The organism is Pseudomonas kurunegalensis (assembly GCF_030291635.1).
Classification (GTDB): domain Bacteria; phylum Pseudomonadota; class Gammaproteobacteria; order Pseudomonadales; family Pseudomonadaceae; genus Aquipseudomonas; species Aquipseudomonas monteilii.
The window spans coordinates 2,663,800-2,688,780 of record NZ_CP127871.1 but is presented as its reverse complement, the minus strand read 5'-3'; the positions used below and the strand labels follow the sequence as shown (position 1 = coordinate 2,688,780).

General features: G+C 63.5%; 25 protein-coding genes and 1 pseudogene. 5 read left to right on the top strand and 21 right to left on the bottom strand.

Translation table 11 applies throughout. The features are described from left to right. Positions 1–11: 11 nt before the first annotated feature. On the top strand, positions 12–587 hold the full coding sequence (gene mobA, locus QQ992_RS12030) for a molybdenum cofactor guanylyltransferase MobA (RefSeq protein ID WP_286113527.1): 576 nt from the start codon (positions 12–14) through the stop codon (positions 585–587). 161 nt (positions 588–748) lie between these two features. Here the strand turns inward: mobA and QQ992_RS12025 are convergent, their stop codons facing one another. The 5 genes from QQ992_RS12025 to peaA all read right to left on the bottom strand — a co-directional run bounded on the left by QQ992_RS12025 (position 749) and on the right by peaA (position 7,084). Further along, positions 749–2,422, bottom strand: coding sequence for a fatty acid CoA ligase family protein (locus tag QQ992_RS12025; RefSeq protein ID WP_286113526.1), 1,674 nt, complete (start codon positions 2,420–2,422; stop codon positions 749–751). 138 nt (positions 2,423–2,560) lie between these two features. After that, positions 2,561–3,682 (bottom strand): quinohemoprotein amine dehydrogenase subunit beta, encoded by a 1,122-nt coding sequence (gene peaD, locus QQ992_RS12020; RefSeq protein ID WP_286113525.1) that lies wholly within the window; start codon positions 3,680–3,682, stop codon positions 2,561–2,563. A gap of 32 nt (positions 3,683–3,714) precedes the next feature. Next, the gene (gene qhpC / locus QQ992_RS12015; RefSeq protein WP_012272119.1) at positions 3,715–4,038 is read right to left on the bottom strand and encodes a quinohemoprotein amine dehydrogenase subunit gamma; all 324 of its coding nucleotides are present in this window, start codon (positions 4,036–4,038) and stop codon (positions 3,715–3,717) included. A 1-nt stretch (position 4,039) separates the two neighbouring features. Beyond that, positions 4,040–5,470, bottom strand: a complete 1,431-nt coding sequence (gene peaB / locus QQ992_RS12010) for a quinohemoprotein amine dehydrogenase maturation protein (RefSeq protein WP_016713979.1) — start codon at positions 5,468–5,470, stop codon at positions 4,040–4,042. A gap of 48 nt (positions 5,471–5,518) precedes the next feature. Next, positions 5,519–7,084, bottom strand: a complete 1,566-nt coding sequence (gene peaA / locus QQ992_RS12005; RefSeq protein ID WP_019099063.1) for a quinohemoprotein amine dehydrogenase subunit alpha — start codon at positions 7,082–7,084, stop codon at positions 5,519–5,521. A 413-nt stretch (positions 7,085–7,497) separates the two neighbouring features. Between peaA and QQ992_RS12000 the strand changes: the two genes are divergently transcribed. After that, a complete protein-coding gene (locus QQ992_RS12000; RefSeq protein ID WP_105947592.1) occupies positions 7,498–8,991 on the top strand; it encodes an aldehyde dehydrogenase family protein in 1,494 nt (497 codons plus the stop codon). A 155-nt stretch (positions 8,992–9,146) separates the two neighbouring features. After that, the gene (locus QQ992_RS11995) at positions 9,147–10,460 is read left to right on the top strand and encodes an alginate export family protein (protein ID WP_286113524.1); all 1,314 of its coding nucleotides are present in this window, start codon (positions 9,147–9,149) and stop codon (positions 10,458–10,460) included. A 37-nt stretch (positions 10,461–10,497) separates the two neighbouring features. On the opposite strand, the gene qhpG is transcribed toward QQ992_RS11995, so the two are convergent. The 6 genes and pseudogenes from qhpG to QQ992_RS11965 form a co-directional block, all read right to left on the bottom strand. After that, the gene (qhpG, locus tag QQ992_RS11990; protein ID WP_286113523.1) at positions 10,498–11,790 is read right to left on the bottom strand and encodes a flavin-dependent monooxygenase QhpG; all 1,293 of its coding nucleotides are present in this window, start codon (positions 11,788–11,790) and stop codon (positions 10,498–10,500) included. After that, complete coding sequence (qhpE, locus tag QQ992_RS11985) at positions 11,783–12,460, bottom strand: subtilisin-like serine protease QhpE (protein WP_286113522.1); 678 nt, start codon at positions 12,458–12,460, stop codon at positions 11,783–11,785. The genes qhpG and qhpE overlap by 8 nt, the downstream gene beginning before the upstream one ends. Then, on the bottom strand, positions 12,450–14,183 hold the full coding sequence (locus QQ992_RS11980; RefSeq protein ID WP_286113521.1) for an ABC transporter ATP-binding protein: 1,734 nt from the start codon (positions 14,181–14,183) through the stop codon (positions 12,450–12,452). The genes qhpE and QQ992_RS11980 overlap by 11 nt, the downstream gene beginning before the upstream one ends. A 167-nt stretch (positions 14,184–14,350) precedes the next feature. Then, positions 14,351–14,722, bottom strand: a complete 372-nt coding sequence (locus QQ992_RS11975) for a hypothetical protein (protein WP_286114018.1) — start codon at positions 14,720–14,722, stop codon at positions 14,351–14,353. A gap of 270 nt (positions 14,723–14,992) precedes the next feature. Next, positions 14,993–15,130, bottom strand: a pseudogene (locus QQ992_RS28090) (RHS repeat-associated core domain-containing protein); the annotation flags it as partial. A 275-nt stretch (positions 15,131–15,405) separates the two neighbouring features. Continuing rightward, a complete protein-coding gene (locus tag QQ992_RS11965) occupies positions 15,406–17,316 on the bottom strand; it encodes a sigma-54-dependent Fis family transcriptional regulator (protein ID WP_286113520.1) in 1,911 nt (636 codons plus the stop codon). Between the two features lie 383 nt (positions 17,317–17,699). On the opposite strand from QQ992_RS11965, the gene QQ992_RS11960 reads away from it, so the two are divergent. Both QQ992_RS11960 and QQ992_RS11955 read left to right on the top strand, forming a co-directional pair. Continuing rightward, a complete protein-coding gene (locus QQ992_RS11960) occupies positions 17,700–17,987 on the top strand; it encodes a type II toxin-antitoxin system HigB family toxin (RefSeq protein ID WP_286113519.1) in 288 nt (95 codons plus the stop codon). Positions 17,988–17,989: 2 nt separating this feature from the next. Continuing rightward, the gene (locus QQ992_RS11955; protein ID WP_286113517.1) at positions 17,990–18,394 is read left to right on the top strand and encodes a helix-turn-helix domain-containing protein; all 405 of its coding nucleotides are present in this window, start codon (positions 17,990–17,992) and stop codon (positions 18,392–18,394) included. Positions 18,395–18,474: 80 nt separating this feature from the next. Here QQ992_RS11955 and QQ992_RS11950 read toward each other — a convergent pair whose 3' ends face one another. The 10 genes from QQ992_RS11950 to QQ992_RS11905 are packed head-to-tail and all read right to left on the bottom strand — an operon-like array spanning position 18,475 to position 24,981. Further along, a complete protein-coding gene (locus QQ992_RS11950; RefSeq protein WP_286113515.1) occupies positions 18,475–19,326 on the bottom strand; it encodes a CsgG/HfaB family protein in 852 nt (283 codons plus the stop codon). Positions 19,327–19,360: 34 nt separating this feature from the next. Then, positions 19,361–19,774: a curli assembly protein CsgF gene (locus tag QQ992_RS11945; protein ID WP_016487339.1), complete on the bottom strand. Its 414-nt coding sequence runs from the start codon at positions 19,772–19,774 to the stop codon at positions 19,361–19,363. After that, positions 19,771–20,166 (bottom strand): curli production assembly/transport protein CsgE, encoded by a 396-nt coding sequence (csgE, locus tag QQ992_RS11940; protein ID WP_019097062.1) that lies wholly within the window; start codon positions 20,164–20,166, stop codon positions 19,771–19,773. Before csgE ends, QQ992_RS11945 begins: the two co-directional genes overlap by 4 nt. Beyond that, a complete protein-coding gene (locus QQ992_RS11935; protein ID WP_286113514.1) occupies positions 20,163–20,690 on the bottom strand; it encodes a type II secretion system protein in 528 nt (175 codons plus the stop codon). The genes csgE and QQ992_RS11935 overlap by 4 nt, the downstream gene beginning before the upstream one ends. After that, the gene (locus QQ992_RS11930) at positions 20,665–21,039 is read right to left on the bottom strand and encodes a type II secretion system protein (RefSeq protein WP_016713967.1); all 375 of its coding nucleotides are present in this window, start codon (positions 21,037–21,039) and stop codon (positions 20,665–20,667) included. The genes QQ992_RS11935 and QQ992_RS11930 overlap by 26 nt, the downstream gene beginning before the upstream one ends. A 5-nt stretch (positions 21,040–21,044) precedes the next feature. Continuing rightward, the gene (locus QQ992_RS11925) at positions 21,045–21,524 is read right to left on the bottom strand and encodes a type II secretion system protein (protein WP_105947582.1); all 480 of its coding nucleotides are present in this window, start codon (positions 21,522–21,524) and stop codon (positions 21,045–21,047) included. After that, the gene (locus QQ992_RS11920; RefSeq protein ID WP_286113512.1) at positions 21,521–23,386 is read right to left on the bottom strand and encodes a secretin GspD/PilQ domain-containing protein; all 1,866 of its coding nucleotides are present in this window, start codon (positions 23,384–23,386) and stop codon (positions 21,521–21,523) included. The genes QQ992_RS11925 and QQ992_RS11920 overlap by 4 nt, the downstream gene beginning before the upstream one ends. Further along, the gene (locus tag QQ992_RS11915; protein WP_286113511.1) at positions 23,383–23,892 is read right to left on the bottom strand and encodes a hypothetical protein; all 510 of its coding nucleotides are present in this window, start codon (positions 23,890–23,892) and stop codon (positions 23,383–23,385) included. Before QQ992_RS11915 ends, QQ992_RS11920 begins: the two co-directional genes overlap by 4 nt. After that, positions 23,892–24,452 (bottom strand): GspMb/PilO family protein, encoded by a 561-nt coding sequence (locus QQ992_RS11910; RefSeq protein WP_119369773.1) that lies wholly within the window; start codon positions 24,450–24,452, stop codon positions 23,892–23,894. Before QQ992_RS11910 ends, QQ992_RS11915 begins: the two co-directional genes overlap by 1 nt. After that, the gene (locus tag QQ992_RS11905; protein ID WP_286113510.1) at positions 24,439–24,981 is read right to left on the bottom strand and encodes a pilus assembly protein; all 543 of its coding nucleotides are present in this window, start codon (positions 24,979–24,981) and stop codon (positions 24,439–24,441) included. The genes QQ992_RS11910 and QQ992_RS11905 overlap by 14 nt, the downstream gene beginning before the upstream one ends.

Sequence of the window (24,981 nt, the reverse complement as noted above, 5' to 3'; positions counted from 1 at the left end):
AGCCCTTTTTCATGCCTGATGCAATCCCCCCCTGCTCCACCCTCATCCTTGCCGGCGGCCGTGGCCAGCGCATGGGCGGCCGAGACAAGGGGCTGATCGACTGGAAGGGCGAGCCGCTGGTGGCGCATGTGCAGCGGGTGGTGCGGCCACTGAGCGACGACCTGGTGATTTCCTGCAACCGCAACCAGGAGGCCTACCGAGCGTATGCCGACCAGTTGGTGGGCGATGCCGAGGCGGACTTCCCCGGGCCGCTGGCGGGGGTGATTGCCGGGCTCAAGGTGGCGCGGTATGAGTGGGTGGTGCTGCTGGCATGCGATGCGCCGCAGGTTGACCGCGCGTTGATCGAGGATCTGCTGCGGTTGGCGGTGGCGAATGACAGTGCGGCGATGGTGCGCCAGGGTGGGTATTGGCAGCCGATGTTCAGCGTGCTGCCACGGCGGGTGCTGCCGGGGCTAGAGCAGGCATGGGCAGCGGGTGAGCGGAGTTTGCAGAAGGCCTTGCTGCGCGAGGCAATGCAAGGGCTGGAGTGTGCCGACGATGATCGTCGGCTAAGCAATTTCAACTCCCCGGAACTGTTGCATAACTAAGCACATGGCGCGGTCGTTGTAGGAGCGGCCTTGTGTCGCGAAAGGGCCGCAGAGCGGCCCCAGGATTTCTGCATCGTTGCACAAACTGCCGGGGCTGCTTTGCAGCCCTTTCGCGACACAAGGCCGCTCCTACAAAGGTCCGCGTAGCTGAGGGGTAATGGTCAGAGGGAAGATAGCTCCTCGACACTGATCTCACGCATCCTGAACTTCTGCACCTTGCCCGTCACCGTCATCGGAAACTCGTCGACAAAGCGGAAGTACCGGGGCACCTTGAAGTGCGCAATCCGCGCCCTCGCCCACTCACGCAGTTCCTCCTCACTGGCGGTATGCCCCGGGTGCAGCCGCACCCAGGCCACGATTTCTTCGCCATACTTGCTGCACGGCACGCCAATCACCTGCACATCGGCCACCGCCGGGTGGGTGAAGAAGAACTCTTCCAGCTCGCGTGGGTAGATGTTTTCGCCGCCACGAATGATCATGTCCTTGCTGCGCCCGACAATACGCACATAGCCCTGCTCGTCCATCACCGCCAGGTCGCCGGTGTGCATCCAGCCGTCATCATCGATGCTTTCTGCGGTGGCCTTGGGGTTGTTCCAGTAACCGAGCATCACGCTGTAGCCACGGGTACACAGGTCGCCTATCTCGCCACGCGGCACGGTGTTGCCGTCAACGTCGACCACCTTGTTCTCCAGCCGTGGCTGGGTACGGCCGACACTGGTCACCCGGCGCTCCAAATCATCGTCCGGCCCGGTCTGCAGTGACACCGGGCTGGTCTCGGTCATGCCGTAGGCAATCTGCACCTCGGCCATGTGCATCTCGCCGATCACCCGGCGCATCACTTCGATCGGGCAGGTGGCGCCGGCCATGATTCCGGTGCGCAGGCTCGACAGGTCGAACTCACCGCGTTGCGGGTGGTCCAGCTCGGCGATGAACATGGTTGGCACGCCATACAGGGCGGTCGCTTTCTCCTCTGCCACAGCGCGCAGCGTGGCCAGCGGGTCGAAAGCGTCGTTGGGGTAGATCAGGGTGCTGCCGTGGGTCATGCAACCAAGGTTGGCCATGACCATGCCGAAGCAGTGGTACAGCGGCACCGGTACCACCAGCCGGTCGTACTCGGTCAAGCCCAGGCTTTCGCCGACCATATAGCCGTTGTTGAGGATGTTGCTGTGGCTGAGCGTGGCGCCCTTGGGGAAACCGGTGGTACCCGAGGTGTACTGGATGTTGATCGGGTCGTCGCAGTGCAGTTGCGCCTGGCGCTCGGCCAAGGCCTCACGGCTGATTGCGTCGGCACGGGCCTGCAATTCATGCCAGGCCAGAAAACCTGATGGTGGTACAGCCGCCAGGCTGACCACGCCGCGCAGGTCCGGGAAGCGCTCGCAGATCAGCGCTCCCGGCTGGCCTGTGCTCAGGCCCGGCACCAGGCCCAGCAGCATGGCGTGGTAGTCGGAGGTCTTGAACGCGTCGGCGCAGATCACCCAGCGGCAGCCGGACTGGCCGAGGGCGTAGTCCAGCTCGCTGGAGCGGTAGGCCGGGTTGATGTTGACCAGGATCGCGCCAACCTTGGCGCTGGCGAACTGGGTGATGCACCACTCGGCGCAGTTGGGTGCCCAGATGCCCAGGCGGTCGCCGGGTTGCACACCCAAGGCCATCAGGGCGCGGGCGTGCTGGTCAACGGCCTCAGCCAGTTGCTGCCAGGTGTAGCGCAGGGCTTGGTGGCGGACTACCAACGCTTCGCGGTCGGGGAAGCGGGCGACGGTGGTGTCGAAGGCATCGCCGATGCATTGGCTGAGCAGGGCTTTGTCGGGGTTGCCCTGGGAGTAGCTTGGCTGGGGCATGGGTGTTCTCTTGTTGTATTTGTATTGTCTGGGCCGGCCTCTTCGCGGGCTCGCCCGCTCCCACAGGTACTACACAGGTCTCCAGGAACGTGCAGTCCCTGTGGGAGCGGGCAAGCCCGCGAAGAAGCCAACACCGATCTAGCGGATGAACACCTGCGGTGTAGTGGTCGACATGTCACCACCCGGCAACTTGATGTTCTTCACTTTCTCCAGCGTATCCGGGTTGAACACCGCCAGGTCGTTGAAGGTGCCGCCCAGGTACAGCTTGTCGCCCTTCTTGTCGAAGGTGACGCAGTAGTAGGTGTGCTCAAGGTTAGCCGCCTTGATCAGCTTGCGCTGCTTGATGTCGTACTTGGCCAGGCGGTTGAGCACGCCGTAGATCTGGTTCGGGTCCTTGGGCGAGCGCAGGCCGGTGAAGTACAGCTCGGTCAGGTCGGCGAACTCCTGGGTGTGTGTCTTGCCGGTCTTCAGGTCGACACTCAGGTAGCCATACAACAGTTCGGCCTCGTTCGGGTCCTGCTTGGCGTCCTTGAACTTGGCAATGGTGTACAGCATCGAGAACTCGTGGCGCGGGTTCTGGTGCGGCCAGAAGTACAGCACGTCCGGGGCGCTGTAGCCTTTGCGGTTCCAGTTGCGCAGTGGCAAGGCCACCGAGTGCTTGCCGGTCTTCACGTCCATCTTGTAGATATCCGGCCCGGCAAAATACAAGGTGCCATCGTCGGCGGTGCGCATCAGGTATACCTGGCGCGGCATCGGGAAGGTACGTATCGGCTTGGCCTGCAGACCATCGCCGGTACTGAACACCTCAAGCCGTGGCGGCTTGACCACGTAGTGGTCGTTCAGCATCTGGGTCGGGTTGACCGTGGCGTACACTTCCTTGCCGTCGGGGCTGATGGCGAACGAGTACATCGACCGGCCCACTTCACCCGCCACACTGGACAGGTTGGCCCGGAAGGTGTTTTTGCAGGTGTCCAGGTCGATGCCGTAGATGTCGCCGTAGTGGTTGTTCAACACGTAGGCGGTGCGGTTGTCCGGCGCCATCATTGCGGTGCCGGGGCCGAACTTGTCGGGCATGACGCAGCTCTTGTACACCGTATCAGTGGCCACATCGACCACATGCAGGTTGTTCGGGTAGTTGGTCACGATCATGTATTCGTGGCCAGCCTTCAGTGCCGGCCCGGTATCATCGGCCTGTGCCAGGCCGGTACACGCCATGGCGGCGATGGTGAGCGCGAGTGGCGCGCAGCGTCCAGCTTTCATGCGGTTTCCCCTTGTCATTCTTGTTGGGCCGGTCACTTGTCTTTCGGGAACACAGTGCCGAGGTTGCGCCAGTCATCCGCCGAGTTGGTGGCCTGGGCGTTCCAGTCCTGATAGGTGCTCATCATGTCTGGCACCTGGGCCGGCCACCAGCAAGGGTCGGAGCAGCCATACAGGTCAGCTTCCATCGGCTGGCACAGCGAGCTCACGCCACCAAAGGCGTCCACTTCCCAACCCGGGTCGGTGGTGGCCGTACAGCCGGCCACTGCACTCATGGCCATGACTTCTTCGACGCGGTCTTCGGCAGCGGCCTGTTCGAGGATGCGCGCCTTGTTGTTCAGGGGCTTCAAGTGCTTCATGTCAGTGCGCCTTCCGCGGGGTGATGTAGCGATCGATGAAGGCCGGGTTGGCGGCCATGATGCGGCTGTAGACTTCGATGCCGAAGTCGACCCAGTCGCGCATCAGTTCGCAGTAGTGATACGTCGGGTGCTGCGGGTCGCCGTAGCGCGCATAGCTTTCGTGGTAGCAGCCGCCAGAGCACAGGTTGCGGATACGGCAGCTCTCGCAGCCGGTGTTGCTGCGGTCCAGGCGCTGCGACAGGAAGTCGTTGAGCTGCGCCTGCTTCACGCCCTGGTGCACGTTGCCGAAGGTCGGCAGGCTAGAGCCGGTGAAGCGGTGGCACAGGTTCAGCTCGCCTTCGTGGTCCACCGCCAGCATCTTCAACCCGGCGCCACACGGTAGCGCCTTCTTGTGGCCTTCGTGGATGTCGGTGATCAGCTGGTGCAGGTTGGAGAACCCGATGTTGCGGTGTTCCAGCGCGGCTTCCAGGTAACGGCGGCCCAGCGCCTTCATGTTGGCGAACACCTCGATCAGTTCGTCGCCGGTGAGGTTGAAGTCCGCCATATCGCCGGAGGTGACCGGGGCAAAGCCAACCTCGGCAAAACCCATTTCGTTGAACAGGTGGTTCCAGATGGTTTCGACATCGGTGATGCCGCGGGTCAAGGTCACCCGCGCCCCTACCGGGCGGCTGGTGTAGCGCGACAGCAGCAGGTCGGCCTTGCGCCGCACCACGTCATAGGTGCCCTGCCCGCCCACGGTGATGCGGTTGCGGTCGTGCACGGTCTTGGGGCCGTCGATGCTGATCGACAGGCCAAAGCGGTGGGCATTGAGCCAGTCGATGATTTCTTCGGTCAGCAACGTGGCGTTGGTGGTCATGATGAACTCCACCGCCTTGCCCGCCTCGGCGAAACGCCGCTCGCAGTAAGCCACCATGTGCTCGATCAACGGCCGGTTGGACAGCGGTTCGCCACCGAAGAACACCACGCTGTAGCGCTCCTCGTTGGGCGATTCCTTGAGCAGCATTTCCACCGAGGCTTCGGCGGTGGCGGTGCTCATTTTCTTGCCGGCGGACGGTTTGTCCAGGTCTTCCTTGTAGCAATAGGTGCAGCTAAGGTTGCAGCCAGTGTTGACGTTCAGCACCACGGTATTGAGCGCAGTGCGCTCGACCTGCCTGAGGGCGATTTCCGGGGTCAGCGGCGAGCCGTCGCTGACCAGCTCCAGCGCGATCAGCTCGCGCAGGGTGTCCTGGATATCGTCGCCGGCAAACTGCTGGCCCAGGCGCTGCATCAGCTCCTCGGCCGAACAACCTTGCTGGCGCAAGGCGTCGATGATGCTGCCGGTCACGGCATCTGTGGCAAACAGCGAACTGCTGGGTATATGGAACAGCATGCGGTCGGCATCGACCTGCACTTCATGCAGGTTGCGTTCGACCAGGTTCAGTAGTGCGCCCATGGCGACCTCCCGATAATCGATCCGTTGGAAAACCGTTGCGCCCTGCCGTTACGGCAGCGGCGGGTTGTTCCAGCGCTGAACGGTGACGATCATGTGCCCTTCGCCAGTCTGGCCACCGTCGGCCAGGGTGGCGATGACCTTCAGGTTACCGGCGTTGTTGGTCATCATCTTGCGCTCAGGGTTGGGGCCGGCTCCGCCTGGCACGAACACGCCATCGGCCTGCATCTTGCCGGCGAACTTCACGTCCTCATCCTCGACCGCACGTTCGTTGAACGGCTCGACTTTCCAGGTGGCTGGCAGGTAGCCGATGCGCAGTGGCTGGCCGCTGGCGTCTTTACCCCAAGCCTCGGCTTCGAAACGGCCCTGCACTTTCGGTACTGAAGCACCGTTCTCGCCAATGCGGGCAATGGAGAATGCCGGCACGACCTTCACTTCCTCGACCTTGTCGTACACCGCCAGGCTTGCACCTTTGAGCGCGCCCACTGCAACCTCGCGCTGGCCAGGCTTGGCATCGGCGGCTGCGCGGGCCTTGACCCGCACCAGAGTCGGGGTTTGCTCCAGCACTTCGGTCACTTCCACCCCGGCGCCCAGGTCGGGCTTGCCGTCCAGGCCGCTGCCTACCAAGGTGATTTCGCTTTCGCCGCCTGCCTTGATGAATGCCGGCTGTACCGCCAGCAGGCGTGCCTTGCCTTCCTTCACCGCAGTGAAGTCCAGGCCACGTTCATCGTGCTCGGCCTCGAACATGCGGCCTTTCATTTCGCCATCCAGTGCCGCGAACACCTGACGCAGGTTGGCGTCGCCCACCTTGACGTTGCCGCGCCACTCATAGCCGTTGTACAAGATTGCCGTGCCACTGCCGTTGAACGGCGTGCCATCGGCATAAGCGCCCTTGACCTCCACCTTGAAGGTATCACCCTGGTCAGCGGTGACGCTCATCACCCCGCGCACATCGCCCTTGGCCAGCATGTGCCCGCTGAAGGCCCATTGCCCCGGCAGCACGTCGGCGCTCGGTTTGGCCTTCTGCCACTCGGCCCAGGCCGGGTTGTCCAGCGGGTAACGCTTGGCAAGTTCCGGCACCACCTGTTGCAGGGCAATCGGCAGCCAGTCGCGGTCACGCGCCTGGGCCTGGTATTCGAGGGACGGCCATTGGCCGAGGTGGAAGTTGACCAGGTGCTCCCATTCCTTGGCCGGGCGGCGCTGCAAGGCCACGCGGGCTCCGGAGTGGCAACGGCCACAGGTTTCGCTGAGCTGGGTATCGAAGTGCTCGACGGTGTTCAGCCGGCGTTCCATGGCGTAGCGCACACCATCGGTTTCGCTGGGCGCCAGGCCCTGCTTGTCGGCCAGGTACTTGACCAGCGTGCGACGGTCGTCGTCGCTGATCTGCAGGCCGTGCATCACCTGCATGCGGGCGATGCTCATCAGCCAGCCTTCCGGCGTTTTTCGCTGGTGGCTGATGCGGCTATAGGTATCGTTGCCTTCGGGGATATGGCACCCCATACACTTGTTCTGCAACAGGCTCGGGCCCTGCTCGGCCGCCATGGCCTGGGTGCTCAGCAGCGCGGCGGCGACCAGCGCCAGTTTGCCCGCATGCCGCCGGAGTCGAGTCGTCTTCAAGGTCAGACCTCCACGGTTGTTGTTCTTATCGTTTTTCGCACGCTTTGGTACAGCAGGTGTGCATGTGACAGTTGTGATACAGGAACTGTGCCAGTTGCTGTAAAAACGTTACCTTTCAGGCTTTTAGGCCGTTTTCCGGGCGTAATCGGAAGCAAAGATGGCCAATTGCAGCGTGCCATTTCGCGACAAGGTGTTTCATCCTGAGACAAGGGCTTGCTGCCTGCGAAGAGGCCGGAACAACCACTGTTTCACCACCGTCTCACAGCGTCTCAATGTGCAACAGCGCACCCCTGCAATCACAGCCTTGCACTCAGGCAAAACCCAATACCTTCAACACCTTGCGGCCAATTGCCCACCTTGGCACGGCCATTGCGCCTGTGCCCGTCACACCCAATGACAAGAGGCACAGCCCCATGCTTTCCGAACTGCCCATCCTGCCCGCCACCCGCGCCTTTCTCGAACGCAAGCTGAAGATGCGCATCGGCGCCGACTGGCAGGACGCCGCCAGCGGTCGCACCCTGTCGTTCCGTAACCCGGCCACTGGCGAGGTGCTGGGTGAAGTGCCCGCCGCCGAGGCCGAAGACGTCGACCGCGCCGTGCGCGCCGCACGCCAGGCCTTCGACGACTCGCCATGGAGCCGCCTGCGCCCGCGTGAACGGCAAAACCTGCTGTGGCGCCTGGCCGACCTGATGGAGCGCGACGCCCGCCAGCTGGCCGAGCTGGAATGCCTGAACAACGGCAAGAGCGCCGCCGTGGCTCAGGTGATGGACGTGCAGTTGGCCATCGATTTCCTGCGTTACATGGCCGGCTGGGCCACCAAGATCGAGGGTAGCACCGTCGAAGCCTCCATGCCGTTGATGCCTAACGACCAGTTCCACGGCTTCGTGCGCCGTGAGGCCGTCGGCGTGGTTGGCGCCATCGTCGCCTGGAACTTCCCGCTGCTGCTGGCCTGCTGGAAGCTCGGCCCGGCCCTGGCCACCGGCTGCACCGTGGTGCTCAAGCCTGCAGATGAAACCCCACTGAGCGTGCTCAAGCTGGCCGAACTGGTCGACGAAGCCGGTTACCCGGCGGGCGTGTTCAACGTGATCACCGGTACCGGCCTAAATGCCGGCGCTGCGCTCAGCCGCCACCCCGGCGTGGACAAGCTGACCTTCACCGGCTCTACCGAAGTCGGCAAGCTGATCGGCAAGGCGGCCATGGACAACATGACCCGCGTTACCCTGGAGCTGGGCGGCAAGTCGCCAACCATCGTCATGCCCGACGCCAACCTGCAGGAAGCGGCTGCCGGCGCGGCCACGGCGATCTTCTTCAACCAGGGCCAGGTGTGCTGCGCAGGCTCGCGCCTGTATGTACACCGCAAGCACTTCGACAACGTGGTGGCCGACATCGCCGGCATCGCCAATGGCATGAAACTGGGTAGCGGCCTGGATCCGGCCGTGCAAATGGGGCCGCTGATTTCGGCCAAACAGCAGGACCGCGTCACCGGCTACATCGAGCTGGGTCGCGAGCTGGGCGCGACCATCGCCTGCGGTGGCGAAAGCTTTGGCCCAGGCTACTTCGTCAAGCCGACGGTGATTGTCGATGTCGACCAGCGCCATCGCCTGGTGCAGGAAGAAATCTTCGGGCCGGTGCTGGTGGCGATGCCGTTCGATGACATCGACGAAGTGATCGGCATGGCCAACGACAACCCCTATGGCCTGGGCGCGAGCATCTGGTCCAACGACCTGGCAGCGGTGCACCGGATGATCCCGCGTATCAAGTCGGGGTCGGTCTGGGTCAACTGCCACAGCGCGCTGGACCCGGCATTGCCGTTTGGTGGTTACAAAATGTCCGGCGTTGGCCGTGAGATGGGGGCCGCTGCCATCGAGCATTACACCGAGCTCAAGTCGGTGTTGATCAAGCTCTGATCTTTTTCCTGTACCGGCCCTATCGCCGGCAAGCCAGCTCCCACAGGTATCCACCGCCCTCAGGCCCTGTGCCGTACTTTTGGGAGCTGGCTTGCCGGCGATAGGGCCGGGACAGGCAATACAAATACAACAATAAAAAACCATGGAGCAAAACCATGAGGCACACACTCGCCTGCACATTGGCCCTGCTGTTAACCGCACCCGCCAGCCAAGCCTACGAGCTGTACAACCACAACGGCACCACCCTGAACGCCGACCTCGAAGCCCTGTTCGGCGTCTTCCACAGCGACGAAAGCTTCAACCAGGCCGGCAACCGCCAGCCCGGTAGCACCGCCTGGCAGGAGGGCTACGTCAAATACGGCCTCAGCGGCAGCCAGGCCCTGCCCGATGCCGGCGCACTCTACGGCGCGTTCAACCTGCTCAGCTCCGCCACCTGGGGCGACGGCGACGCCGCCGGCCTGACGCTGGGCGACGAACGCCGCACCGCCATCGAAGACCTCTACCTGGGCTGGCGCTCGGCCAACCTGTTCCCGGCTTTGGGCGAAGATGGCGTAGACATTTCTGGCGGCCGCCAGGTAGTGACACTGGGTGATGGCTTCCTCATTCAGGGCGACCCGGTGAACCTGGGCAAGGTCGACCTGGGCGCCAACTTCGACCGTGGCGGCGCCTACTACCTGGCCGCCCGTAAAGCCTTCGACCGCACCGCAGTCCTGCGCCTGGGCGGCAAACAAGGCTGGCGCGGCGACCTGATGTGGCTGAAGTCCGACAACCACTACCAGGCCGACACGTCGCTGGCAGTAGCCAACCTGGAACACGTCGCCGACGCCGGCACCGTGGGCGTCAGCTGGATACGCGGGCTGGACGTTGACCAGCGCTACGCGCAGATCATGGGCCTGGAGCACCGCGACGGCATGGACACCGCCAGCCTGCGCGGGCGCGGTAACCTGGGCGTGAAAGACCTGGAGCTGGCCGCCGAATACGTGACCCAGGACAAGACCGGTGGACGCGAGAATGCCTGGTACCTGGAGAGCAACTGGACGTTCTCCGAGCTCCCCTGGTCGCCCACCGCCACCTACCGCTACAGCCGCTTTTCCGAAGGCTTCGACCCCCTGTTCTATGGCCTGAGCCGGGGTTACGGCACCTGGTTCCAGGGTGAAGTGGCGGCCAACTATGCAGGGCCGTTCAACAAGAACAGCCAGGTGCACCACGTGGCACTGAAGGGCAAGCCTCGGGACAACCTGACTGTGGGCGCACTGTACTTCGACTTCGACACGCTGGATACGGACCAGGGCAACCTCGGCGGACGGGAGCTGGACCTGTATGTGGAATGGATGGTCAACGACCACCTGCTGATCAGCCCACTGGTGGGGTTCTACAAGCCGGAGCGCAGTGCTGACAATGGCGGAACGCAGCTGGGCGGGCGGGATACCGGGGCCTACATGCAGTTGATTGTCGGGACCTTCTTCTGACCCAAGATCCTGGGGCTGCTGCGCAGCCCCAGCGATCTCAAGCAAAACCTTGCTCCAGCAGCCAGCGCCGCACCATCATTTGCTGTTCATCCGCAAGGCCTGGCAACACTGCCTCAAGTGCTTGCCCGCCCTGTAGCCTCTGCACCACAGGCGCCAACTCCACCCCCTGCAAATGCCAAACCCCCAACGGCTGATCCGCCGTCACCACCACCTCAGCCTCATCCACCCACCCGTCACGCAGTACAGCCCGCCGCTCGACCCGCACTGCGCTCCAATCCGCAGGCATATGCAACGGCTGCGCATCCGGCCAACCTTGCCGCCGAGCCCAGAACGGCTGCCCTGCGCGCCCCTGCTCCTGCCCATAGAAATCCCGCCCGATCCGGGCAAAGCGCAAGAACAGCTGCTCGACCCGCTGCTGGTGAAACTGCCGCGCCAGCCCTGCGCGCTCGGGCTGGCGCAACAACGTATTGATCACCACCGGCGCCTGCAACGCCGAAGACAGTGACTGGAAAATCCCGTTACCCGACAGCGGGTCAACGGCCATCGCTGCATCGCCGACCCGTATCCAGTCCTGCCCGACACATTCGCCGGCCAGAATTGCAGTGCTGCTGCGTGCATGCACCTGTGCCGGAACCAGCGCCTGGGCATCGAACAACTCGGCAACCAGCGCGCTGCAGGCTCGCCGCGCCACGCAGTAATCCGCCAACCCGGCCTTGCCCGGCAGCCCGGCCGCGTCAAGGGTGACTTGCCAGTAACAGCGGCCATCCTCCAACCGCGCCATCCACGCCCAGCCATCCTCCAGGCTTTCCACCGCCGACGCAGGCGCCCCCGGGCTACCCTGCCACACGTTAAGCAGGCTAACCGTTTCCGGCCCACGCAGGCGATCCGGGGCCAGCGGTGCCTGACGGCCTCTGGCCTCGACGAGGAAATCAGCGATCAGCACCTGCCCATCGTCCAGGCGCACATGATGACCGCCCTCGTGCATAACCTCGCGCACCCGCCCCTCGGCCACACTCACGCCGGCACGCTGAAGGTCGTCGCGCAGCGCCCGGTCAAAACGCTGTCGATCCAGCAAGAACTCCTGGTTCATTTGCAGGTGCTGGCCGTTCCAGTGCACCTGCCGGGTAGCCGGCATGGCCGCCTGGCTCAAAGCCCCGCCAAGGCCTGCATGTCGCAAGCCCTCCAGCACCCGCTGCGAAACCCCTTCGACTGCCGCGAAACGGCGCCACTCCGACACCACCGTCACTGAGTAGCCCAGCCGGCGCAGGCCGATGGCCGTGGCAGCACCTGCAGGGCCAGCACCCAGCACCACAATGCGCGGTTCAGGCATGGCCAACACCTCGTCGCTCGGGGCCGGTATACGCCGCATTGCTGCGCAGCCAGTCATAAACCTGCTGGCGATCCATGCCCGGTTCGTCGCGCAACAACGCTGCAATCCTCCCGCTCAAGGCCGCGCAGCCCAGGCTCGCGCCCGCCCTGTCGCCCGTGCCCACGTAACCGCCAAAGTCCGCCTGCCGCGTACCCAGCCACGACCACTCGCCCGGCGCGCAGCGGGCGTCGCCGGTCACCCGGATCACCCCGCTGTAGCTGGCCGGGTACACCGCCCCGCCTTGCGCCGGGCTGGATGCGCACAACAGCACACCCGCTGCCAACGCTTCGGCGCAAGCCTGGTGCAGCACAGGGCGGTCCTGCTGCAAGCCAAGGCTAAGGTTGACCAAGGTAGCCCCCGCCTCCACCAGCCAAAGCAGCGCGGCAGCCACCTGCAAGGCGCTGGTACTGGCCTGGGCACTGAACACCTGGGCCACCAACAGCGGCACCGGCCCAGCCTCACGCTGCACGCCGGCAAGCACCGCGCTGCCATGCCCCAACTGGTCGGGAAGCTGCTCTCCTTCACGCAACTGGCCGTCTTCCAGCCAGAAACGGCGGGCAGCCAGCAAACCATTGGCCTGCTCCGGCGAGCAGCCGCTGTCGATGATGCCAACACGCACGTCAGTGCCCATGTTTGATTGCCTCCTGCGGCAGCACCTGCAACTGGGCATCATGCAGTTGCAAGTGCAGGTCGGCATCGGCCAGTGTCGAAGCGCGGTGGCTGATCAGGATGCGCGTGCGGCCAGCGAAAAGCTGGTCGATGGCCGCGATCACTTCGCGCTCGGTGGCTTCGTCCACTGCGGACGTTGCTTCATCCAGTACCAATATCGCCGGGGCCTGCAACACTGCCCGGGCGATGGCGATGCGTTGTTTCTGCCCGCCGGACAACTGCTGGCCACGTTCGCCCAGCAGGCCGTCCAGGCCCAGTGGCAGGCTTTCGACCAGGCTGTCCAGCCGCGCCAGGCGCACTACCCGTTCCAGCTCCGCACGGCTGGCCTCAGGCACGCCGTAGGCCAGGTTCTGCGCCAGGGTGCCACGGAACAGCACGATGTCCTGGCTGACCACCGCAATGCGCCGGCGCAACGCGGCCAGGTCCAGGTCGCGCAGGTCGGTGCCATCCAGCAGGATGCGCCCGGCGTCCGGGTCGTAGAAGCGCTGCAACAGGTCGATCAGGGTCGACTTGCCCACCCCTGAGGCACCGCTGATGGCCACCTTCAGGCCACCCGGCACACACACCTGCACGTTGTTCAGTACGGCACCTTGGCGCCCTTCATGGGCAAAACTCAGGCCTTCAAGGCGCAGCTCACCGGGGCCATCGGGCATCGGCTTCGGGTTGTTCGCCGGGCGCACGGCCACAGGTTCCTGCTTCAGCTCCATCACCCGCCCCAGGCTCACGGCCATGCGCTGTACCGCGACATACAGGCCCAGCAGGCTCTGCACCGGGCCTACTGCCATGCCCATGTAGGTGGAAAAAGCGATCAGCGCGCCCAACTGCCAAGTGCCCTGGATCACCCACCAGCCGCCGACCAGAAACGCACAAGCGCGGCACCAGGAGGTGAGCGTGCCGGGGATGGCCTGGGTGAAGAACTCGGTCACCTGCACTTTCAGCAACTGGCGCATGTAGCCTTGCCCAAGCTGGTCCAGCCGCCCTGCCTCGCGGCCTTGCTGCCCGGACGCCTGAATGAACTTCATCGCCGGCAAAGTCTCGACCAGGAACGACGACACATCCGCCGAGCGCTCGCGCAGACTGCGCACTTCGCGCTCCACCTTGCGCCGCATCCAGCGCAGCCACAGCACTTCGATCGGCACCAGCAAGGCCAGCAGCAGCGACAGTTGCCACGACAGCATCAACATCAGCACCACCGCACCGACCAGACCAATCACCGCCGACACCGCCGAGAACAGCGAATCCACGGCAAAGCGCTGGATCTCTGCCACATCGCCGTCCAGCCGCGAAAGGATGTCGCCCATTCGCCGTCGCCCGTAGAACGTTGGCGACAACTGCTGCAGGTGGCGGTAAAGGTCATCGCGCAGGGCGAACAGGATGCGCCCCGACAAACGCGTATGCAGGTAACGGTTCACCCCGGCCAGCACAGTGCCCAGCAGGCCGGCAGCGATCATGATCGCCGCCATGTGCCAGAGGGTCTGGTAGTCCTTGGCCAGCAGCCCCTCGTCGATCAGCGTCTTGACCAGCCAGGGCTGCGCCAGCGCCAGCAGCGAGGCGCCCAGCGACAGGCCCAGCAGCAGGCCGATGGCGCGCCGGTGCGGGCGCACGAAACCATACAGCCAGGCCAATGCCTGGCGCATGAGTACAGGGTCGCTGGAGTCCACCAGCTTTGCGAACAATGGGCCCATCAAGTGCGAACCTCTTTGTGTACTGAGCGCAGAGAACAAGACAACCAACACTTAGCTTCAGAGTACAATGCAAGAGATCACTCCAAAAACTAATGCACCATCACGTACGGCAAGCCATAGAAACCGCCTCACTCCGAAACCTTTACAATGTGGTTTTTCTCTAAGATTCAGAATGGAGCCTCATGTGACCTTGGATACACAACCTTATCCCGCAACTGAGCCATACGCACTTCAACTTGAAAGTACACCCGAGGCCTAATTACCACTTCCAATGAATCGGGGAAAAGTGTATCCATAACACCAAAGTGCCTTGCAAATCTGAAAAAGTCCTTATGCTCCATCCCTCGCGAATTCATCGAATAATCTCTCCCTGACCTCAATCGATTAGCATTCTCAACATATACTTCATACAACTGCGGCTGCTGACCAATTTTCTCATGCTGCCAAGCATATGAAGCGGCGTTATTAGCACTCGGAGCAAGATAAAAACCCTTGCCGAGCTTTTGACCTGCAAAAGTACCAGAATGCTTGGGTTTCAATACTCCTTCCAAACTAGGCGCGTTCGCGCGTGAGCTTCCATGGTAGCCTATTAAATCCCACCCCTCAGGCACCTCTCCACTCATAGGCCTACTTATCAGTGACTCCATAGATCCAGATCTTTGCCGTCCAAGCAATCTGCGCTTGGACAACCCTGAATTCAATACATAATTCGAGCCTCGTGGCGGAGGTGCTACCGCCGTTGGATAACGCCCACTCGGATCCTGCAAGTTAATTGGATCACCCTGACAATACGCGTACGAATTAATACCACCACGCTGAAAAGGAGACATTGAGTCCGGACCACTGAAGCGCATTAATTTTGAAGAGTACCCTCGATACCCATTCCCCAACAAATACAACCCCGCCACATGACTCAAGTACTGACCATTAAAACCAAGCGAGCTCATCAAACTGGACCCAACAAAACTATAGCCATACGGGCCATACGCCTGAGGCAGTACGTGCATGCTCACACCAGGCCCACGGGATAAATTCTTCTGCGAATAACAACCATTGTTCGTGACTTCTAACATCAGCACGTCCTCTATCGTAGCGTGAGCTCCAGAATCAGGGAGGGAGCACTTTCAAATTAACAGCTTTAGTTCTGGATTATCCACGTTCAATTAAGAGCCCGACACTGATAAAAATGATAGTTTTGAGCCTATAAAACAGCTCCCCTACGTCAGCCGCGCAACTGTTTGAGCTTGCGGTACAACGTTGCCCGGCTGATGCCCAGGGCCTCGGCGGCGGCCGACACGTTACCCTGATGGCGCGCCAGCGCACCGCGAATCAATTCCAGTTCGTTGTCCTTGAGGCTGCCAGAGGGCGCCGTACCGCTGGCCAGTTCGTCCAGCAGGCAGTCAGTGAGGTGGTCCAGAGTCAACACCTGCTCGCCGTCCTCGCGCATGGCCAGCGCCGTGCGTATTACCATTTCCAGTTGGCGGATGTTGCCCGGCCAGTCGAAGCCTTCAAGCAATGTAGTCAACGCCGGGTCGAGGGTCACGCCACGAACATCGGCCTTGTCCAGCAGGCCCTGGATGATCGCGGCCAGATCATCACGCTCGCGCAGCGCCGGCAAGCGCAGCGACACACCGTTGACCCGGTAGTACAGGTCTTCGCGAAAGTGCTGCTCTTGCACAAGGCGTTTGAGGTCGCGGTGGGTCGCGCAAATCAGCGCCACATCGATGTCCTGTTCGTCGCCCGCCCCCAACGGCGCCACCCGCCGCTCCTGCAATACCCGCAGCAGGCGTGCTTGCAAGGCCAGCGGCATGTCGCCGATTTCGTCAAGGAACAGCGTGCCACCATGGGCCTGCATCAGCCGCCCGACCATGCCGCCTCGGCGCGATCCCGTGAACGCGCCCTCGCGATAGCCGAACAGCTCGGACTCGATCAAGCCTTCGGGGATGGCTGCGCAGTTGACGGCCACAAACGGTTTGTCGGCCCGCGGGCTGGCTTGGTGCAGAGCCCGGGCGACCACTTCCTTGCCGGTACCGGTCTCGCCCAGCAGCAATACCGGCAGGCCATTGCCCAGCCCCTGCCGGGCCATGCGCAGATTGCGCGCCAGCCGTGGGTCGCCACCGGCCAGGGCGTCGAGCGCCGGCGACTGCTTGCTCAGCGTCGGCTTGCTGGCCGGCGCGCTGCCATTGACCCGACCATGGCGCGGCAGCTGCAGGGCACGGAAGTAGAACTCGCCCTTGGCCGTCTGCACACTGCTCACGCCACCCTGCCACAGGCGCGCAATAAATGCAGGTGAACGCTCGCCGAGCAATTCAGTGCTGCGCCGGCCAATCAGCTCATGGCGCGGCACCTGCAACAACTGGCAGGCACTGTCGTTGGCCGCCAGCACTTCACCGTCCAGGCTCAGCGCCAGCAGGCCGTGCCAAGCGCTATTGAGGTATTGCGGTCGGCTGTGGAAGGCCAGTACCAGTTGCTCGGGGTGGCACAGGCCGAACATGCGGCTTTCGATGTTGCCGGCGGCCAGCATCAGCGTGGTCAGGCTGTCCTGCGGTTGCGCCATTACCCCTTCGCGGGTGATATCGAGCACACCGATCACTTCGCCACGCGGGTCACGCAGGGGCACGGACGTGCAGGAGAACGGGCTGAGGCGGTCGAGGTAGTGTTCGCCACAGTTGATCAGCGTGGGCCGGCCTTCAACCACGGCCGTGCCGATGGCATTGGTGCCGCGCAGCGACTCGCTCCAGCAACTGCCCGGGTGCAGGTCGCGCAGGCCCTCGCGGCCGAGCACGTGGGTCTGGCCTTCGATGGCCAGCACATTGGCCTTGGCGTCGCCAAGGATGACGATGCCCGACTTGCCCTGACGAGCGACCAGGTAGTCCAGTTCGGGGGTAACGGCGTCGACCAGCAGCCGGTTGCGCTCCAGCAGCATGCGCAGGTCATGGCCCTGCTCCAGGCCCAGGCCAACCTGCTCGCCTTGCAGGCAATCCAGGCCATGGCCCAGGCTGCGCCGCCAGGAGGCGTCGATTTCGTCGCGCAGCATGCCCAACGGCAGCTCGCCTTCGCTGGCCAGCTTCAGGCGGGCCTGTCGGGATTCGTGCAGCGGGTCTTGGGCGTTTGTTATGAGTTGTCGCGCCATTTTCTACTCCGGCTGTACCCCGCGAAATTGGCGGGGAACGGGCTTGGGAATTTTCCGCAGTGTGCGGGAGAAATCCCTGGCCGTCATCAGGCTGGGGTAGAAGGTGGCATATGGTGACGTTAACGTAAAGGGATGGCGCAGTGCTGGGCTATTGCGTTGCCTGTACCGGCCTCTTCGCGGGTAAACCCGCTCCTACAGGGATAGCGTGATCTCAAAGGCTACGCAGTACCTGTAGAGGCCCTCAAGGCGAATCACAACTGCCGTCGGCTACTGGAACAACCGGCCGTCACCGGGCGACACCCGCCCTCTTGTATTCGGATTTGCAATCGCCAAAAATCGACGGTAGCCTTTGCTATATTGCAAAAGCGAATCAAGGGGTTTGCATGCGTGTGGTGACACACAAGCGCATCGTTGAGGCGGTGGCCAAATGGCCCCAGTCTGCTACGGCGCTGGAGAGCTGGTACAAGCGAATAAGCCAGGAAGCCCCTGGCAATTTCTCGCAAATGAAAGCCTTGTTTCCTGCAGTGGACCTGGTCGGACGATTCCATGTGTTCGACATCGGCGGCAACAAGATCAGGCTGATAGCCGGGGTGTCTTACAGCACGCAGCAGGTCTACATAAAGTACGTACTCAGCCACGCCGAATACGACAAAGACAAGTGGAAGGATTGAATATGAATGCTCTGGTAAAAACTGCCGTCGACCACTGGGCCTTCGTGGCGCCTCTGCTCAGTACACCGAAAGACGAGGCTGCTTACAACACGCTGGTGGCTGCGCTTGACGAGCTGCAAGAGATCACCGGCTATGACGAAGGGCACCCGCTGGATGGCTTGGTGCAGTGCATGGCCAACCTGATCAGCGACTTCGATAAAAAGCACTTTCCCATCCCCGAAGCCACCGGCATCGAAGTGCTGCGTTCCATGATGGAAGAGCACGGGGTCAGCCAGCGCGACCTTCCCGAGATCGGCAGCCAGTCGACCGTCTCCCAGCTGTTGTCGGGCAAGCGCAAACTCAACGTTCGCCAGATCCGGGCGCTGGCCGACCGCTTCGGTGTGAACCCGAATGTATTCCTTGGCTGACGTAACGCAGTGATGAAAATAACATGTCGCCTGTACCGGCCTCTTCACGGGCAAGCCCGCGAAGAGGCCCTCCAAACCAATCACGGCTGCTGGTTTTGACTCAGGTACTTGTCCACCGTCGCCTTGCCATCCCCCACATCCCCCGCCACCTGCCACAACCGCCGCTCGATCCCCTGCGCCAGCAAATGCCCCACCGCCGCCTCGATCGCCGACAGCACGCACAGTTGCGCAGGTTCGTTGGTGGTGTACCCCACCTCGGCCTCCAGCAGTTTCTTGAACTCGATGAACTTGAACACCCCGGCACTGCGCCCGACCGAGTAGATGGTCTTGCTGGTCATCACGTTGGCCAGCACCTGCCCGGTACGTACGTCCACCGCGCGCAGGTTCACGGTCACCTGGTCCACCCGGTACTCGCGTGAGATGTCTATCCCCAGGTAGCGGGCGCCCTCCCCGCCGCTGCGCACGTTGGTGTCGTAGGCGATGATTCCGCCCTCCAGCATCAGGTTGGCGGCCTGCAGCGGTGGCAGCTCGCCCATGATGTTTTCCGGTACATCCGGTTTTTTCTGCGAAGCACGGATGATCTTGCGCTCGGTCAGCAGGTTCTGCAGGCCTTCACGCTCCAGCACCACGAACCAGCCGCTGGCGCTCAGGGCGTCCATCAGCATGCTGGCTGCACCCTGGGTGACACTGGTGGAGAACGAGCTGGCCGGGGTGGGCTTGTACTGCCCGGTCTGGTCGCGGAAGCCGTACACCACCGCCATCAGCCGGCCTTTGGGCCGTGGCATGTTGATCAGGTCGTAGTAGGTCGAGGCGCGCGGAGTCAGGGTCGGAGTTTCCGAGTCCTGTTCGGCCGACATGGGTTCGCGCAGGCTGCAACCACTTTGCAGGCCCAGGGCGGTGAGGATCAGCAGCGTGCTCAGCAGACGTTTCATGGTGTTCTCTCCCCAACAGAAAAGCCCTTCCCTCTCAGGGGTTCAGGCCGCTGACCTCAATGATCGAAATTTCTCCTGTGGCGCGATCGGTGACCTTGATGCTCAAGGCCCCGGAATCGTCGATGACGTCGATGAGAAACGCATCGGTCGCCATGCTGCCGGTACTGCCATTGCTGATGTTGTCCAGCAACTGCGACAACATCCGCGACTCCAGCTGGTTGCTGAAGCGCTCCAGGGCCGTGGTGCCGGTAAAGGCCGAGGCACGGTCCTTGAGGTCGGGGTCGTCGTAGTCGTTCTGCGCCTGGGCGTTGTTCAGCAGCCAGGTGCCGTTGAGCGGGTTGCCGCCAAAGGCCGGGTTGACCGGGGTGTACACCAGCTCGGTGGCCTGGGCAGCACAGGCGCTGGCCAGCAGGCAGGCGGCGATGCAACGGGGTATGCGGTGGTTCATAGCTCGTCCCTCTCCAAGTCGGTGGTGTCCTGTAGCAGGCGTTGCAGCTTGCGTTGAATGATCTGCTGCTTGACCAGGTCGGCGGCTGCAACGGCCTCGTCTTTGAGCTCGGTGGTGTTCGGGGGCAGGAAGCGGCGGTACATGACCTCACGTTCGAACTCCACGGTGACCAGGCTGCCCCAGCGGGCATCCGGGCGTTCGCGTACCACCAGGTTGAAGTCCAGGCGGCTGGTGGCCCGCAGGCGGTCGGCGAAGTAGTAGTAAAAGTCGTGGCCGATGTGCGAGATGGTGTTATCGACGATGAAGCCCTGCATCTCGTCCTCGCTCGAGGCCTTGGCCGAAGTGGCCAACACCAGCAGCATGCTCAGGCAGAGTGCGGCCAGGGTATTCATGGCGTGTCTCCCGGGCCGCTGTGGGTTTGCACACCGTCGGCGCCTTCGCTGAAGGCCTGCTCGGCGACGAACTGCCAGTCGCTGTAGTGTTCCAGCCCTTCGAAACCGGTCCACTCGGCGCTGAAGCCACTGCGCTTGAACGGGGTGGCGTCCGAGCGGCTGTGCACGCCCGTGATGCGGCCGTCGATCGAGCGCAGCAGGCCCCACTCGTCGCTGTTGGTAATGGGGTCGGGGTAGAGCCTGCGAATGTGCCGCTTGGCCTGCGGAAAGCGGTTGTCCTGCAGCAAGTCGGCCAGGTCTTGCGGGTACTGGGCCAGGCCCGGCGAGGCGCGGTAGTAGCTGCGCAGGGCCTGGGCGTACTGGCTGCCCACCCACAGCAGTTGGCGTTCGCGGTCGCGCTGGGCGGCGCTGGCCCAGATCGTACCGGTGGCGGCCAAGGCCACGCTGCTGACAGCAATCAGCAAGAGCACGCCCAGGTAGGTGAAGCCGCCGTTGGCCTTACCATTCAGCGAAGAGGCTGCCATCACGCGCCCTCCCTGTGGCACCGCTCTTGATATCGGCCACGCCGCCAGCCACGCCTTCAGGCGGTGGCACCAGCTGCCAGGCGTCGCTGCGCTCGGTGATCGGGTCGACCGGGGTGTTGCGCAGGTAGCGCTGTTCTACCAACTGCTCCAGCGAATCCGGGTAATGGCCGGTGTCGCCGTAGTAGTGGTCCAGCGCCTCGCGCAGCACCGCCAGGCTCTGGCGCAGGGTGGCCTCGCGGGAGCTTTCCAGGCTGTTGAAGTAGCGCGGCATGGCGATGGTCAACAGCGTGGCGATGATCGCCATCACCACCAGCAGCTCGATCAGGGTGAAGCCTTTGCTGCGTTTCATGGCTGTCACCATTGCCCGTAAGGGATGTTGTTGAGGCCTTTGCCGCGGGCCTTGGAATACACGTCGAACACGTCTTCGCCTTCGCGCGGGTTGTCGGGGCTGCTGTCGTAAGCTCGCAGGCCCCAACCGCCTTCGTCCCTGTCCTTGGCCGCCACCAGCGGGTCGTGCGGGATGCGCCGCAGGAAGTAGAACTTCGCGCCCTTGGCACTGCGCACGTCGCGTACGCCCTCCACCAGCACCTGCAGGTTTGGCGGGTAACCGCTGGCGTCCAGGCGCTTCTCGATGTAGCCGGCATCGAAAGCCCGCTTATAGGCGTCGATGGCATCGCGAATCTGGTACAGCGCCTCACGCAGTTGCTGCTCCTTGCCGCGGCGCACCACGGTTTCGGTCAGCGGCGCAGCCATGCTGGCCAGCAGCCCGAGCAGTGCCAGGGTCAGCACCACCTCGATCAGGCTGAAACCCTGCATGCGGCGCTGCGCTTTCATGGGCGTGGGCTCCCGTTGGCCGGGGCGACCGCCATCTGGCTGTCCACCACCGGCGCGTCGGTGGTCGGCGCATTGCCGGGTACGTCCATGGGTGGCAGCGGTGCCATCTGGCGTACCTGCATGGCCGACTCGGTACCGGTGGAAAACTCCATGTCCGACGGGCTCTGGTACGGCAGGTTGCGCACGATGCGCGGGGTAATCGCCAGCACCAGCTCGCTTTTGCTCATGTCGTCCTTGTTGCTGCCGAACAGCCGGCCCAGGCCCGGGATATCGCCGAGCCCCGGGATCTTGTTGCCGCTGGCGTTGTGGTCGTTGCGCACCAGGCCGGCCAGCACCTGGGTCTCGCCATCGTGCAGGCGCAGGCTGGTCTGGGCGTTGCGGGTGTCGACCTGGACCGGGATGGTGCCTTGGCGGGTGGCCTCCAGCGGTGTGGCGTTACTCACTTCCAGCGCCACCTTGATCGCCACCTCGTTGTTCAGGTGCACGGTGGGCTGCACTTCAAGCTTCAAACCGACGTCCAGGTAGGTGACGCTTTCGGTAATCACCGGGCCTTGGGTGGACGGCACCGAGGTGGCGCTGATGATCGGTACCCGCTGGCCGATGTGAATACGTGCCTGCTCACGGTTGCTGACGCGGATCACCGGGCTGGCCAGGGTGTTGATGTCCTTGTCCTGGGCGTTGATCTTGGCCTGTGGTGCTGGCGCAATGCTGATGCGGCTGGAATCGATGCCGCGCAACTGGTCGAGCACGCTCACCGGCTTGCCATCGTTGCTCAACACGCCGAAGGTGTTGGGCCATTGCAGGCCGAGGTCGAGGATGCGCGAGGTGGCCACTTCCATCACCTCCACTTCCAGCACCACCTCGGGGTTGGACTGGTCCTGCGACTGCAGCAGCTTCTCGGCCATGCGTACGGCGTCCGGGGTGTCGCGCATGGTCAGGGTGTTGAGGCGCTCGTCAACGAACACGTCGCGGGTCTTGAGCATGGTCTTGACCATGTTCAGCGCGGTGTTGGCATCGATACTGGTCAGGTAGAAGGTGCGCATGACCAGTTCCTGGTAGTCCTTGGTCTTCTGCGGCGAGTCGGGGTAAACCATCACGGTGTTGTCGTTGACGATTTTCTGGCGCAGCTGGTTCTGCTCCAGCAGCAGCGCCACGGCGTCCTCGATGCGCACCTCACGCACGAAGATGGTGGCCTTCATGTCCGGGCGCATGTCCTTGTCGAAGATGAAGTTGATGCCGGCGACCTGGGACAGCACCTCGAAAATGGTCTTCAGGTTGGCATCGCGAAACTCCAGGGTGACCGGCCGCTCCAGCTTGCTACGCAGCTGTGGGTAGGGCTGTGCGGTGCGCGCCTGGACGTTTTCGATGTCGCTGCGCAGCGCCATGCCTTTCTGGTTTTGCGGGTCCAGGCGCAGCACTTCGCGCATGTAGCGTTCGGCGCCGAACAGGTCGCCCTGGCGCAGTGCGGCCTGGCCCAGCGCTACACGCTCGTCGAGGGTGCGAATCAGCTCCAGCTGGCGGATGCCTTCCTGGGCGCGGCGGTTGTTCGGTTCCAGGGTCAGCACCCGACCGTAGCCCATACGGGCATTGGCGAAGTCATGGCGGATACGGTCGGCATCGGCCTGGGTGATCAGCGCCTCGACAGCGGCCTGACGGCTATGGGCCAGGGCGATGTTCAGCTCGGTATCGCGCGGGTCGTCGCGCAGGGCCTCTTCCAGCCGGGCGATCCCGGCTTCGTACTGGCCCTCTTTCATCAGCTGGTCACTGTCCTTGCGAACCGCACTGGAGCCGCAGCCGGCAATGGCCACGCACAGCGCCATCAGCAGGAACGGGGCAGGTTTGCACAGCTTTGACGACTTCATGGTGCGCTCCCTACAGACAAAGTCTGCGACTGATGCAAAGGCAGGTAGACCAGGCTCAGCTCTTCGGCCGATACCCGATCGAGGCGGTAGGTGTCTTCGATCACGTCGCCCTGGCGCACGACGTAGAGTTTTTCGCCGCTCTGCAAAAAGATTTGCTGGTCGTCGTTGGTACCCATGCGGCCGATGAACTGGAACGGCAGCGCCGGGGCGGTCGGCGCAGCGGCTACGACTGGCGCGGCGACGATGGGCTGTTCGGTGACGGTGGCCAGGGCCTGGGGTTTGGTCCATTGCTGGGTGGGGAACAGATCTCTGGAGGCCTGTTCCGGCCCTTTCGCGGGTAAACCCGCTCCCACAGGTTCGGCGGCGCCCACAGTCCCTGTGGGAGCGGGTTTACCCGCGAAGGCCGCGACGCCGTCGTCCTGGCCAAACCAGTGCCCCGGCGCCCAGGCCAACGCCGCGCTCACCCCGAGGAAGCCGGCCCAGATGACTGCACGTTGTGTGTTCATCACGACCTCGACAGGTAAAGGGTCATGCGCAGGCGGGCATTCAGCTCGCTATCGCCGATGCGTTTGCGTTGCAGCTCCAGGTCTTCCAGCACCAGGGTCGGCAGTTGCTTGAGCAGGCCCTTGAGGAAGCCACGAATCTGCGGGTAGCTACCACGTACCGGCAGCACAATCTGGTAGCGCGCCAGCTGGGTCTTGGGGTCGATGCCCAAGGCATACTCGCCACGGGCCAGGCTGATGTGCTCGGCACTGGCCAGGTGGTAAAGGCGCTCGATCAGTTCGCTGGCCTGGGGCTGGCCCGGCAGCTGCTGGCGCAGGCTGTCGAGCGCCTGCTGCTCGGGCTTGACGGCGATTTTCAGCTCGCCACGCTTGACCCGCTCCACCTGTACGCTGGCATCCGCCTCGGTTGCACGCAGCTCGCGCACGTTCTGCCACTGCGGCAGCACCCCGGCGCACACCACGCCCACGGCCAGCAGGCCTACCGCCACCGCCGCCAAGCCGACCGGGCCAACGCGACGCAGGCGCTCCTGGAGGATCAGGCTGTTCAGCTCAAGGGCGCGCATGGCCGGTCTCCCAGGTGGCGGTGAGGGTGAAGCGCACCGGGTGCTCAGGCTGCGCGGCCAACACCTCGTGGTTGAGCAGCGACACATCGCTGAGCTCGTCGCTGGCTTCCAGGCGCTGGTGGTACTGCAGCATCGCTTCCAGGTTGCGTGCTTCGGCGGCGATGCGTACCTGGCCCTTGCGCGCGTCCGGGGTCAGGCCCAGCAGTGCGACATCGTCCTGCGGCATGGCTTCGAGCATGGCGAACAACTGCTGCCACGGGCGTTGCAATTGCTGCGACACACTGCGCATCTGCGCCAGGCGCTCGGCCTGCTCGCGGCTGGCAGCCGTGCTTTGCGGGGCGGCAGTGGCCGGGCGGCGTCCCAGTTGCAGCTCCAGGCTGTGCACGCTGTCTTCCAGCTCGACCTGCTCGTTCTGCAAGGTGTACTGAAGCAATACCAGGCCTGCGACCACGGCACTGCCCAAGGCCAGCAGCGACCAGGCCAACGGGCCGCTGCGCCGGGGTTGGAATTCCAGTTCGAGGCGGCGCAT